Source organism: Streptosporangium sp. NPDC006013 (assembly GCF_040614275.1).
Taxonomy (GTDB): Bacteria; Actinomycetota; Actinomycetes; order Streptosporangiales; family Streptosporangiaceae; genus Streptosporangium.
On sequence record NZ_JBEXUE010000342.1, the window covers coordinates 1 to 10978 of the forward strand.

Sequence of the window (10978 nt, forward strand, 5' to 3'; positions counted from 1 at the left end):
TTCCGATCGCCCTGCATGCGGCCGCGCTGGGCACGCTGCTCGTGCTCGCCTCCGCCGGTGCCCCGGCCCCGGCGCTGGTGGTCGTCGCGGCACTGGCCGGTGCCACGGTGCCGCAGATCGGTTCGATGGTCCGGGCCCGCTGGGCGCACCTGCTCGGTGGCTCCGGCAGGCTCGACGTGGCCTTCGCCCTGGAGTCCATCACCGACGAGCTGACCTTCACCCTCGCCCCGGTGCTGCTGGTGGCCATCTCGACCGGGTTCTCACCGGTCTGGGCGCTGCTGCTGGCGCTGGTCATGATCGTGGCCGGAACGCTGCTGTTCGCCCTGGTCGGCAAGGGCGCTCCTGAGCCGATCCCGGTCCGGGTCCGTGCCCGGCGCGGGGTGCTCCGGCTGCGGGGGGTGGCCGTGCTCGCGGGTGCCTTCGTCGCCATCGGTACCGTCTTCGGCAGCCTCCAGGTCGGCATCACCTCCTACACCGCCGCACTCGGCCAGGCCGGAACGGCGGGGGCGATCTACGCGACCTTCTCGGGGGCCAGCTTCGTCGGCGGCATCCTCTACGGCGTCGTCCGCTGGCGGGCGGGTGCCCCGATCCGTCTCGTGGCGGGCGTCGGACTGCTCTCCGCCGCCACGGCCGTGCTGATGTTCGCCACGTCCATCCCCATGCTGTACGGCGGGGCGGCCCTGGCCGGGTTCGTCATCGCCCCCGCGGTGATCACCGGCTACACGCTGGTCGAGACCCTGGTGCCCAGCGAGGTCAGGACCGAGGCGTTCACCTGGCTCACCGGCGCGATCGGCCTGGGCATCGCGACCGGCGCCGCCGTGGCCGGTCAGCTCGTGGACCGCTTCGGCGAGACCCTGGCCTTCCTGGTCCCGCCGATCACCACCGGCCTGGCGGCCGTGCTGGTTTTGATCTTCCTCCGGACCCTGAGGCCCGCCGTTCAACACTCACAGCCCCGCGAGCTGGCTGCCGCCGCCTGAGGCATACCCAGCTCTCCGCCTGCTGCGAGAACTCGGGACGGACAGTGATCACCCCTGTCCTCACGCCAGAGAAAACACGTCCAAACGGACACGGCTCATACGTCCAGCCGGACACGGATCATGCGGCTGATCGGACACGCGATGATCGTCCGATCAGTCATGGGGCGGCATGATCGGAGTATGTCCGAGCTGGTCAACCCGCTCGGAGCGACTGCGGCTCTGACGCGAATCGCGGAGAGGGACCGTGTCGGGGCGGTCCCTCCGGCGATGAGGCGGGTCAGGCGCCTGCGGCCTGGCGGGCGCGGCGGGCCTCGCGGCGCTCGACGAAGCGGGAGGCGGTGGTCTCCAGGCGGTCGAGGAACTCGGCGAGCTCCTCGCGGGCCTTCTCACCCTCGGCGCCGAGGTCCTTCATGTTGAACACGTCCCACTGGCGCAGGACCGGCTGCAGCACGTCGTCCATGTGCAGGCGCAGGTCGTAGATCCCGGCGTTGGCGATGGTCATGGCCTTGCGGGTGAAGCCCTCGATGCCGGTGCCGGGCATCTGGAAGGTGGTGACGACGTCGGTCACGGCGCGCATGGTCTGGTCGGGGGCGAGCTGGAAGGCCGCGTTGAGCAGGTTCCGGTAGAAGAGCATGTGCAGGTTCTCGTCGGCGGCGATCCTGGCGAGCAGGCGCTCGCAGTTCGGGTCCTGGGATGCCTTGCCGGTGTTGCGGTGCGAGATGCGGGTGGCCAGTTCCTGGAAGGAGACGTAGGCGACCGAGGCGAGCACGCCCTCGTAGGAGTTGCTGAAGCCCTCGCTCATGTGCACCATCCGGGCCCGCTCCAGCGCGACCGGGTCGACCGCGCGGGTGACCGTCAGGTAGTCGCGGATGGCGGTGCCGTGGCGGCCCTCCTCGGCGGTCCAGCGGTGCACCCAGGTGCCCCACGCCGCGTCGCGACCCAGGGTCGTGGCGATCTCGTGGTGGTAGCTGGGGAGGTTGTCCTCGGTCAGCAGGTTGACGATGAGGGAGACGCGGGCCTCTTCGGGGATCTTGGTGTCGGACTCGTCCCAGGCGTCCCCGTCGAAGAGGCCGTCATAGTTCCGGCCTTCCGCCCAGGGAACGTACTCATGTGGGAACCACTCCTTGGCCACCTTGTGGTGTCGGTCCAGCTCCCCCGCGACGACGGGCTCAAGCTCGAGCAGCAGCTCGGTCTCACTGAACTTTCGCATCAGGCCTCTCCCTCAAAGACTACGCAACCGTAACCTACGTTAGCGTAGGTAAGACCTTGCCGGGTACGTGCGACACGTCTCATTTGCTCGCCGGTGAGCGAGCGGAGGGGATGGCTTCGTCGTCAGCCGAGGCCTATCGGCTGGTGAGGGCGCCGGGCGTCGTCCGGGCCGGGCTGGATGGGGACCGTCACCCCCCGGTCGCTCCCGGGCCGCCGGTGGCCGAGGCGACCGGTCGCGTCGTCGCCGTTCAGGTGGCCTGACCGCAGGGCGGCGAGGAAGATCAGTGTCATCTCGGAGAGCAGCAGCAGACGCTGCGCCAGGCCGTAGTGGTCGGGGCCGCCGATCAGGTCCGAGATCAGTGAGCCCGGGTGGGCGGCCAGGAACCAGGCCAGCAGCGCCACGGACAGGACGGCCGACCCCGCCAGTGCCCGGCTCCCGGACCGGCGGCCGAGCATCCACCCCGCGCAGGGCAGCGCGGTGAAGACGACGGCCGCCGACCAGCGGTGGATCTCCCCGCCGATCGAGGTGACACCGGGCGCCGCGTCGGTGGGGAACGTGGCGGTGAGCAGAAGTCCAAGTGCCGAGGCGACGAACAGTGCGCGCGCCGCGGCGCCGCGCACCGGGTCCACCCTGGCCAGCAGGTACGCGACCCAGAGGCAGCCCATGGCCAGGGCGATCGTGCCGCCGGTCATCGCCCAGGCGCTGTCGCCGCGCAGCGCGTACTCGCTGACCAGGCCGTTCAAGGGGCTCACCGCGCCCGCCGAGGTCAGGTGCGCGTAGCCCATCGCGGCCAGGGCGAGCAGCGGCCCGGCCATCCCCGGCAGCCGGGACGGCAGGTCCTTGTTCATCGCGCAGCCTTCCGGTGAATCGCTGTGGAGTTCATCGCCCCGCCTCCCGGTGAGTCGTCTCGGGGTTCATTGCATCGCCTCCGGTGCTTCGCCTCGGAGTTCACCGCGCCATGTCCTGGTAGATCACCGTGCGCTCGGGCGCTCCGCCCCGGAGCGCACCCCACGGGGTCACCGCGCCACTTCCCGGTAGATCGCCTCGAACCTGGCCAGGGAGGCCTGGTGGTCGTGGGTCAGCGCGATGGCGCGGCTCGCGGCGCCCATCGAGGCACGCAGCCCGGGTGAGGCGAGCAGGGCACTCAGGTGCCGCGCCAGCTCCTGGACATCACCCGGTGAGAACAGGGCGCCGTTCTCGCCGGTCCGTACCAGGTGCGGCAGGGCCATCGCGTCGGCGGCGACGACCGGCAGGCCGGTGGCCATGGCCTCCAGCGTGGCGATGCTCTGCAGCTCCGCGACGCCCGGCATGGCGAAGACGTCGGCGGCGGCGTACGCCTGGGGCAGCGCCTCGTCCGGTACGAATCCGAGGAAGGTCACCCGGTCGCCGACTCCGATCCGGTCGGCCAGCCTGGCCAGTGCGGCCCGTTGCCCGCCGGTGCCGACCAGCGCGATCTGCGCGTCGGCGTTGTTGAGCACGTGCGGCAGGGCGCGGATGAGCTCGTCCAGCCGCTTCTCCTCGTCCAGCCGGCCGACGAACAGGATCGTGTCCCGGTCGGGCAGGCCGAAGGCCCCGCGCGCCCACGCCTTCGGTTCGGCGCGCGGCTGGAACCTCGCCAGGTCGATGCCGCAGGAGACGGGCTCCACCGGCGGGCCGAAGCCCTTCGCGGTGAGCAGTCCCGCCGCGATCCTGGTGGGTGTGGTGACCCGGTCCGCCCGGGAGAAGATCCGGTTGAAGTCCTTCCAGGCCAGCGTGCCCGCCCTGGTGCGGAGCCGTTCGGGGATGTGCGCGAACTGGAAGAGGTTGTCCGGCATGAAGTGGTTGGTCGCCACGACGGGGATGCCGGCACGCCGGGAGGCGGAGATCGCCGCGCGGCCGACGATGAAGTGCCCCTGGGTGTGGACCACGTCAGGGGAGATCTCGTCGACGAGCCGGTCCAGCCGGGTCGGCACCGAGACGCGCATGGTCGGGTGGACCAGCACCGGCGCCGAGCGCAGCCGGTGCACGGTCACTCCCTCCACCCGTTCGGTCCTGGCCGGGCCGGTGTCCGAGGCGCACACCACGTGGACCTCGTTGTCCCGCTCGGCCAGGCCCCGGGCCAGCCGGTGCGTGAAGTAGGCGGCGCCGTTCACGTCCGGCGGGTAGGTGTCGGTGGCGATCAGCACCCGGCGAGGCCGGGTGGGAAGGATGGCGGGGGCCCGCGCGGGGATCGGCAGGGCGGTGGCGGACGGCATGGCCATCAGGACTCCGTTCATCGTGCTGTTCATCGTGCTGTCGCGTCGGGCGACGGGGACATCGGGGTGGTACGGGCCAGTGAGACGGTTCCGGCGGCGGTGAGCGCCGCCGCCGCCAGTGCGGTGAGCACCGCCGCCACGCCGGTCGGCAGTGGTTCACCGAGCAGGAGGGCGCCGAAGACGACGGCGGTGAGGGGGTCGGACACCTGGAGGGCGGCGAAGGCGACGCCGAAGTGGCCGACGGCGTAGGCGCGCTGGAGCAGGGCCAGTGCGAGCAGAGCGGGCACCGGGACGGCGAGCAGGAACCAGAACTCCCCGCCCCCGTCGACCAGGACCCGGGTGAGCGTGGCGGTTGCGCCGTACAGCACGCCCGCGCCCATGGCGAGCAGGCAGGCTCTCGCGGCGGGGGAGGCGTGCCTGGCGGCGGCCCACAGTGCCAGGGAGGCGGTGGCCGCCCCCGCGAGCAGGGCCACCGCCTCCCCGGTGCCAAGGTGTGGGTCGCCGCTCTGGTCGGGCACGACCAGCACCAGGCCGATCAGCCCGATCGAGATCACCGTGGCGGCGGCCAGCTCGCCCGGCCGCGGTCTGCGACGTCGCAGCGCGGCGGCGCAGGGCAGGGCGAACAGCAGGCTGGCCACGCCCATCGGCTGTACCACGGTGAGCGGGCCGTACTTCAGCGCGACGACGTGCAGGGCCGTGCCCGCCGCGATGGCCAGGCCGCCGAGCAGCCACCTGGGGCGCCGGACAAGGTGCCTCAGCAAGGCGCGGGAGGTGCTCGACGCCTCGAACTGCTGCAGCGCGGCGCCGAGTGCGAAGAACAGGGAGCCCAGCAACGCCAGGCCTGCCGCCAGCACGGTCATGCGCACTCCTCCCAACCAGATGAAGCCATGGCGAGATGACCGGATCGCCTCGGGAAGGCGTCCGGTGGGGGTCTCGCGATGAACAGTGGAAGCGTCCCCTGGCGGGAGGTGCCGGAGCCATCGGGGTTCACCCTGACTTCGCAGGGAATTCCCCGAGATTCGCATCGGGGCTGTTGACTGGCTGGCTTCTCTTATCATAGTTTCGCGGGCATGGATCTCGTGGGCGCCTGGCGCCTGGTCGAGTGGCGGATCGTCAGTGCCGGGGGAAGGGTTTCGCACCCCTTCGGCACCGACGCGGTGGGGCTGCTCTGCTACACCCCTGACGGCCACATGAGCGCGACCATCGCGCGCGCCGGGCGATCCCCGCTACCCGGTGCCAGCCCCCGGAAGGCGCCCCCGGAGGCGCTGGCCGAGGCGTTCACCTCGTTCTTCGCCTACGCGGGCCGCTACGAGATCCGCGACGGGCACGTCGCCCACGACGTCGAGCTGTCGCTCAACCCGGCCTTCGCCGGCACCGTCCAGATCCGCGAGCTGAACGCCGACGGCGACCGTCTGGTGCTGGCGGCGGAGGAGGGCGGCCGGTGGCACACCCTGATCTGGAAGCGATCATGAACGCCGCCGCCGGGGGCTCCCTTCGCCGTCAGTCACCGGAGGTGACCAGGCTCGCCTGCGGTTCCGCCGGGACCCGGCGCCGGCGCAGGTAGCGGACGGCCTCGACCACGGCGGTGATCGTCACGGCGATCCCGAGACCGAGCAGCAGGCCCTTGACCGGGTCGTTCTCGAAGGCCGCGCCGCCCACGTAGCCGATCAGTCCCGAGTAGAGCGCCCAGGACAGCGCGGCCACCGCGTCGAAGAGAGCGAACGAGCGCCGCGGGTAGGCGACCGCGCCCATCGTGAGGGTGCAGGCGGTCCGGCCACCCGGGATGTAGCGGGCCACCACGAGGATCAGCCCGCCCCGCTCCGCCAGCGCCCGCTCCGCCCAGGCGAAAGTCTTGCGGCTGCGCCTGCCGTTGCGCAGCCGGTTGTTGGCGCCGCGCCCGATGGCGTACGAGACGTGGTCGCCCGCGAACGCGCCCAGCGCGGCCGCCGCGATGACCAGCGGCAGGTCGGGCGCGCCGGTGGCGGCGGCGAACACCCCGGCGGTGATGACCGACGTCTCCGCCGGCACCACGGGGAAGAACCCGTCGAGTAACGCCAGCGCGAACAGCGCCAGATAGATCCAGGGAGATGCCATCGCATCGTGCAGGGTGTCAAGGATTGCCTGTGTCACACCGGGCTCCAGTCAGGGGGCGGGGATGTCTCGCACGGAACGCTGACACCCCTGGCGATCCCCGGGTATCCGGGAGAACCCCCGGGGTCTCCGGTCATGTCCCTGAGATCACCACGAGATCCGTCCCACCGACCCTAGGAACCGGGCGGGGCCCGCCACATCCTCCGAATGGCCCCACCACCTCCGACTTTCGTCGGGGAGTGACCGGGCTCGGGGTCCCCGCGAACGAAGCGGGGATGCTCAGTTGAGCTGCCAGATGGCGAGATTCAGCGAGGACGCGTAGGTCACCCAGAGCAGGTAGGGGACCAGGAGCCAGGCGGCGGGGCGGCTGATCCGCCAGAACAGCACGATGTTGAGCACGATGGCCAGCCAGAGGACGACGATCTCCGCGAACGCCAGGCCGTACTGCCCGGCACCGAAGAACAGCGGTGTCCAGGCCGCGTTGAGGACCAGCTGGACCGCGTAGACACCGAGCGCCGGGGTCAGGCCGCGCGCCGACCAGGCGAGCCAGCCGGACAGGGCGATCATGACGTACAGCACCGTCCAGGCCGGGCCGAACAGCCACTGCGGCGGCGCCCACGGCGGGCGCTCCAGCGACAGATACGCACCGCCGGCGTTGACCGCCGCCAGTGACCCCACCACCGCCACCAGCACGAGCGCGATGACGAACACCGGAAGCCCGGCCCAGCGTTTTGGCATCCGGCCCATGACCATGCGAACCTCCCCGCCCTCTTTTCGTGCGTCCACCGCACGGCGGTTGCCCGCTAGGCGGGCGGGGTGGTGAGGGGGTCGTAGTGCAGGCGGCGTAACACCCGGCGGAAGGCGTACAGCGAGAAGGCCACGGCCAGGCCGCTGATCACGGCCACGGTCGAGGTACGGACCAGCAGGTAGGTGCCGATCGACTCGTGAAGCAGCAGCCAGATGCTCACCGCGGAGTTGGCCAGCAGCACGAAGGCCCACAGCAGGGTGATACGGGCGAAGAACCGGCGGACCCGCTCGTGTTTCAGCACCGCCGACGGCAGGTGGATGTAGTCGAGGGTCAGCCGCTGCACCAGTGGGCGGTTGAGCCGGACCGAGGCGAGGAAGACCATGCTGATGCAGATCGTCCCCAGTTCGGGCTGGAGGAAGTAGAGCACCGCGCTCCCGGTCCAGAACCCCAGCAGCGCCCGGACGGTGATCGCGATGACGGCGAGGATCATCGTCCCGGGCACCGGAATCCGCCGGACCAGCCGCCACCCCACTCCCGCGTACACCCAGGTGACCGCCGCGACCAGCGCGCCCCGCAGGCCGAGGACGGCCAGCGCGGCGTAGAAGACGGCCAGGGGGGCGACGACGCCCTCAAGCAGTCTCGGCGCCGCCTGTCTGGCCAGGGCGGCGAGGCGGGGGAGGACGATGGGCTGATGGCTCATGACGCTCCACGGGCTGGTGCGGTGGTGGGCGCTGGATGTTCGCGCCTACCCCGGCACGCCGTATGCATGCCGGCCATGTCGAGGGCGATCGCGGAGACTGCCGTCTCCGGCTGTTCACCGGCCACTCACCGTATCTGACCGAGGTCCAGCATCTCGTGAAAACCGCTTACTACCATCTCAATCGGGTGCGAGGGAGGTGTGAATTATTACGATTAATGAAGAGGATCACTTGCCCGGTAACGGTTGAGAAACGGAAGCTTTCCCGATTGGGTCCGGTCCGCGACCATGGGAGACATGGCAGTGCTGAGCACGCGCGCGTCCAGCCGTTCCACCGAGGGCGTTGCGAATGTGGCGGCCCAGCTCATCGGCTGGCCCGACCTGGCGCTGAAACGCACCCGCAGGGGGCTGGGATTTCGGTCCGGAGGCCGGGAGATCGTCAGAATGTCCGGCGATCACACCGCGGAACTGCTTCTCACCACCGACGTGATCGACCGGTGGGCCCGGGTGCTCACCGACTGCCGGCGGGTCACCCCCGGCGCGGACGCCGGGTGGGTGGCCATGACCATCGAGGGGCGGGCCGACGCCGAGTTGTTCCTCTCGCTGGTCAGCGTCGCGATCAAGGTCAACCAAGGGTCGCGGTAGCCAGCCGCACGCCGAAGCCGATGAAGAGCGCGCCCACGCCCGTCCGCAGCGCCGTCGACACGCCGCGGCGGGCCCGGAACTGGCCGGCCAGGAACGTGCCACCGAAGATCAGCGCCGACAGGTAGAGCACGCTGAACAACTGGCAGATCGCGCCCAGGATCAGAAACGACAGCGCGGGGGTGCCGTAGGCGGGGTCCACGAACTGGATGAAGAACGAGATGAAGAACAGGATCGCCTTCGGGTTCATCAGGCTGATGACCAGGGCCTTGCGGAAGGGGCTCTCCGCGATCCGCTCCGCCACGGGGGTCGTGGCCCGCGCGGCCTCGGGGGAGCGCCACGAGCGCCAGGCCCCCCGCAGCATCTGGAACCCGATCCAGGCCAGGTAACCCGCCCCGGCGTACTTGACGACGTTGAACAGGATCGGCGTCGACTTCAGCAGTGACGCGACCCCCGCCGCGGCGAGCACCATCAGGACGGTGTCGCCGAGGAAGACCCCCATGACCCCTCGGTACCCCTGGCGTACCCCGCGCTGGGCGGCGGTGCTCAGCACGTACAGCGAGTTCGGGCCGGGCAGCAGGATGATGAAGAAGGCGCCGACCACGTAGGTCCAGATGTCGGTGATGCCAAAGAACATGGTGGTGCTCCAGGGGGCGTTACGGGATGCATCGCTACCGTACCGCCGGAAGTGTGTTCGCCGACCCGCGGGTCCGATGGTCAACGGGCGAGCTCGACCGGTTTACCTTTAATCCCTATCGGCTTAACATGAAATCGCTCGGGGGTGTACCGCGAAACAACGAGTGAGGTCGTGAGATGAGCGAGACAGATCCCCCTACCGCGGACGACGGCCGGACGGCGATCAACGAGGACTGGGCGGCGACGGTCGTCGGGCTCGTGCTCCTGGCACTGGTGCTCGTCGGTGTCATCCCCGTCGGGCTGGTGCCCTGATGAGCACCGGGAAGCGAGAGAACGTAGAGGTCGGCGCGGCCGGCGGTCCCGCGGCCGCCTCCGGGAGCGGCCTGGGGTGGGCGCTGCTCGGCGTCCTGGTCGTCCTGCTGCTGGCCGCGGCCACCCGTTACCTGGACAGGAACGTGCCGGACCTGCTTGAGGGCACCGCGCTCGGGGACATCGGGGCCGCCGTCGAGTATCCGGTGTACGCGATCATCCTGGGACTGGCGGGAAACGCGGTCCTGACCGCGACCGGGCTGCGCGACCGCCTCGCCGGAGGTTTCCGCACCGAGTTCTTCATCAAGACCGGCCTCGTCCTGCTGGGCGCCTCGATCAACCTCAAGGTGATCGTCACGGCCGCCGGTCCCGCGATCATCCAGGCGATCGTGCTGATCACCGTGGTTTTCCTGTTCACCTGGTGGCTCGGCGGCAGGCTCGGCCTGGACGACAGGCTCCGCGCGCTGCTGTCGGCCGCGGTGTCGATCTGCGGGGTGAGCGCGGCCATCGCGGCGGCGGGCGCCGTCCAGGCCAGGCGCGAGCAGCTCGCCTACAGCGCCAGCCTGGTGATCGCCTTCGCCCTGCCGTCCATCTTCATCCTGCCCTGGCTGGCCGGGGTCTTCGGGCTCAGCCCGGAGGTGGCGGGGGCGTGGATCGGCGGCAACATCGACACCACCGCCGCGGTGACCGCCGCCGGCGCGATCGTCGGGGACGACGCGCTCGCGGTGGCGAGCATCGTGAAGGTCACCCAGAACGCGTTGATCGGCGTGGTGACCATCGCGCTGACCGCCTACTTCGCCTTCCGGATCGAGCGCCGCGCCGACGCGGCGCGCCCAGGGCCGGGAGAGTTCTGGCGGCGTTTCCCGAAGTTCGTGCTCGGCTTCGTCGCGGCCTCCGTGATCGCCACCTGGTGGCTGTCCACGGTGACCGCTGCGGACGGCAAGGCGACCATCGGGGTGGTCAACGACCTGCGGGTCTGGTTCCTGATCCTGGCCTTCGTCAGCATCGGCCTGGAGTTCCGGGTGGCCTCGCTCAGGGAGGCCGGCTGGCGTCCGGTGGGGGTCTTCGCCGCCGCGACCCTGGTCAACGTGGTGGTCGCCCTCGGGTTGGCGCTTCTGCTCTTCAGCGGTTTCGACGTCGCGTGAGAGCCGGGTGAGCGGGCGTCCGGTGCGGTTCGCCGCACCGGGCGCCTTAGTCGTGCCGGGGAACGGCCAACGAGGTAATCGCCGCGCGCTTTGGAACGTTCCTATCCGATAGCGCGGCGGCTGACGTTTTTGGGCCTTGTGGCAGGACTCTGTCAAGGCTACGATCACGACAACTCTTAGGAAACTTTCCTACTGCCCACCCAGCACCGTCGCGATCACCCCGGCCGCCATCGCCCCGCTGAACGCCAGCCCGTACAGCGCGTGACCGTCCAACTCGTCGGCCACGACC

At 70.5% G+C, this 10978-nt stretch carries 13 protein-coding genes; 5 read left to right on the forward strand and 8 right to left on the reverse strand.

Going from position 1 to position 10978, the window contains the following annotated elements:
* Positions 1–977: MFS transporter (locus ABZ260_RS36435; protein ID WP_355626687.1), on the forward strand; the 977-nt coding region annotated here is incomplete at its 5' end.
* Positions 978–1254: 277 nt separating this feature from the next.
* Here the strand turns inward: ABZ260_RS36435 and ABZ260_RS36440 are convergent.
* From ABZ260_RS36440 to ABZ260_RS36455, 4 genes are all read right to left on the reverse strand, one after another.
* Positions 1255–2187: an acyl-ACP desaturase gene (locus ABZ260_RS36440; protein ID WP_355626688.1), complete on the reverse strand. Its 933-nt coding sequence runs from the start codon at positions 2185–2187 to the stop codon at positions 1255–1257.
* 122 nt (positions 2188–2309) lie between these two features.
* Entirely contained in the window at positions 2310–3035 is a 726-nt protein-coding gene (locus ABZ260_RS36445; RefSeq protein WP_355626690.1) for a DUF998 domain-containing protein, read from the reverse strand.
* 168 nt (positions 3036–3203) lie between these two features.
* On the reverse strand, positions 3204–4442 hold the full coding sequence (locus ABZ260_RS36450) for a glycosyltransferase (protein ID WP_355626692.1): 1239 nt from the start codon (positions 4440–4442) through the stop codon (positions 3204–3206).
* Positions 4443–4450: 8 nt separating this feature from the next.
* On the reverse strand, positions 4451–5281 hold the full coding sequence (locus ABZ260_RS36455) for a DMT family transporter (RefSeq protein ID WP_355626694.1): 831 nt from the start codon (positions 5279–5281) through the stop codon (positions 4451–4453).
* Between the two features lie 210 nt (positions 5282–5491).
* On the opposite strand from ABZ260_RS36455, the gene ABZ260_RS36460 reads away from it, so the two are divergent.
* Positions 5492–5893 (forward strand): lipocalin-like domain-containing protein, encoded by a 402-nt coding sequence (locus ABZ260_RS36460; RefSeq protein ID WP_355553385.1) that lies wholly within the window; start codon positions 5492–5494, stop codon positions 5891–5893.
* Between the two features lie 28 nt (positions 5894–5921).
* On the opposite strand, the gene ABZ260_RS36465 is transcribed toward ABZ260_RS36460, so the two are convergent.
* The 3 genes from ABZ260_RS36465 to ABZ260_RS36475 form a co-directional block, all read right to left on the reverse strand.
* A complete protein-coding gene (locus ABZ260_RS36465) occupies positions 5922–6551 on the reverse strand; it encodes a DedA family protein (RefSeq protein ID WP_350924253.1) in 630 nt (209 codons plus the stop codon).
* A 240-nt stretch (positions 6552–6791) separates the two neighbouring features.
* Positions 6792–7250, reverse strand: a complete 459-nt coding sequence (locus ABZ260_RS36470) for a TspO/MBR family protein (RefSeq protein ID WP_355626696.1) — start codon at positions 7248–7250, stop codon at positions 6792–6794.
* 65 nt (positions 7251–7315) lie between these two features.
* Positions 7316–7960 (reverse strand): VC0807 family protein, encoded by a 645-nt coding sequence (locus ABZ260_RS36475; RefSeq protein ID WP_355626698.1) that lies wholly within the window; start codon positions 7958–7960, stop codon positions 7316–7318.
* A gap of 294 nt (positions 7961–8254) precedes the next feature.
* Here ABZ260_RS36475 and ABZ260_RS36480 point away from each other — a divergent pair, with 294 nt between their 5' ends.
* Positions 8255–8602, forward strand: coding sequence for a luciferase family protein (locus ABZ260_RS36480; protein ID WP_350924259.1), 348 nt, complete (start codon positions 8255–8257; stop codon positions 8600–8602).
* On the opposite strand, the gene leuE is transcribed toward ABZ260_RS36480, so the two are convergent.
* Positions 8583–9236, reverse strand: coding sequence for a leucine efflux protein LeuE (gene leuE, locus ABZ260_RS36485; RefSeq protein WP_355626700.1), 654 nt, complete (start codon positions 9234–9236; stop codon positions 8583–8585). The genes ABZ260_RS36480 and leuE overlap by 20 nt on opposite strands.
* A 176-nt stretch (positions 9237–9412) precedes the next feature.
* Between leuE and ABZ260_RS36490 the strand changes: the two genes are divergently transcribed.
* Both ABZ260_RS36490 and ABZ260_RS36495 read left to right on the forward strand, forming a co-directional pair.
* On the forward strand, positions 9413–9547 hold the full coding sequence (locus ABZ260_RS36490) for a hypothetical protein (protein WP_350924263.1): 135 nt from the start codon (positions 9413–9415) through the stop codon (positions 9545–9547).
* Positions 9547–10689 (forward strand): putative sulfate exporter family transporter, encoded by a 1143-nt coding sequence (locus ABZ260_RS36495; RefSeq protein WP_355626702.1) that lies wholly within the window; start codon positions 9547–9549, stop codon positions 10687–10689. The genes ABZ260_RS36490 and ABZ260_RS36495 overlap by 1 nt, the downstream gene beginning before the upstream one ends.
* Positions 10690–10978 lie beyond the last annotated feature (289 nt).

Coding starts and splice junctions, on each gene's coding strand:
- ABZ260_RS36455 (WP_355626694.1), bottom strand. CDS start 5,281: ATGACCGTGCTGGCGGCAGGCCTGGCGTTGCTGGGCTCCCTGTTCTTC.
- ABZ260_RS36470 (WP_355626696.1), bottom strand. CDS start 7,250: ATGCCAAAACGCTGGGCCGGGCTTCCGGTGTTCGTCATCGCGCTCGTG.
- ABZ260_RS36475 (WP_355626698.1), bottom strand. CDS start 7,960: ATGAGCCATCAGCCCATCGTCCTCCCCCGCCTCGCCGCCCTGGCCAGA.
- ABZ260_RS36490 (WP_350924263.1), top strand. CDS start 9,413: ATGAGCGAGACAGATCCCCCTACCGCGGACGACGGCCGGACGGCGATC.
- ABZ260_RS36480 (WP_350924259.1), top strand. CDS start 8,255: ATGGCAGTGCTGAGCACGCGCGCGTCCAGCCGTTCCACCGAGGGCGTT.
- ABZ260_RS36460 (WP_355553385.1), top strand. CDS start 5,492: ATGGATCTCGTGGGCGCCTGGCGCCTGGTCGAGTGGCGGATCGTCAGT.
- leuE (WP_355626700.1), bottom strand. CDS start 9,236: ATGTTCTTTGGCATCACCGACATCTGGACCTACGTGGTCGGCGCCTTC.
- ABZ260_RS36445 (WP_355626690.1), bottom strand. CDS start 3,035: ATGAACAAGGACCTGCCGTCCCGGCTGCCGGGGATGGCCGGGCCGCTG.
- ABZ260_RS36440 (WP_355626688.1), bottom strand. CDS start 2,187: ATGCGAAAGTTCAGTGAGACCGAGCTGCTGCTCGAGCTTGAGCCCGTC.
- ABZ260_RS36450 (WP_355626692.1), bottom strand. CDS start 4,442: ATGAACGGAGTCCTGATGGCCATGCCGTCCGCCACCGCCCTGCCGATC.
- ABZ260_RS36495 (WP_355626702.1), top strand. CDS start 9,547: ATGAGCACCGGGAAGCGAGAGAACGTAGAGGTCGGCGCGGCCGGCGGT.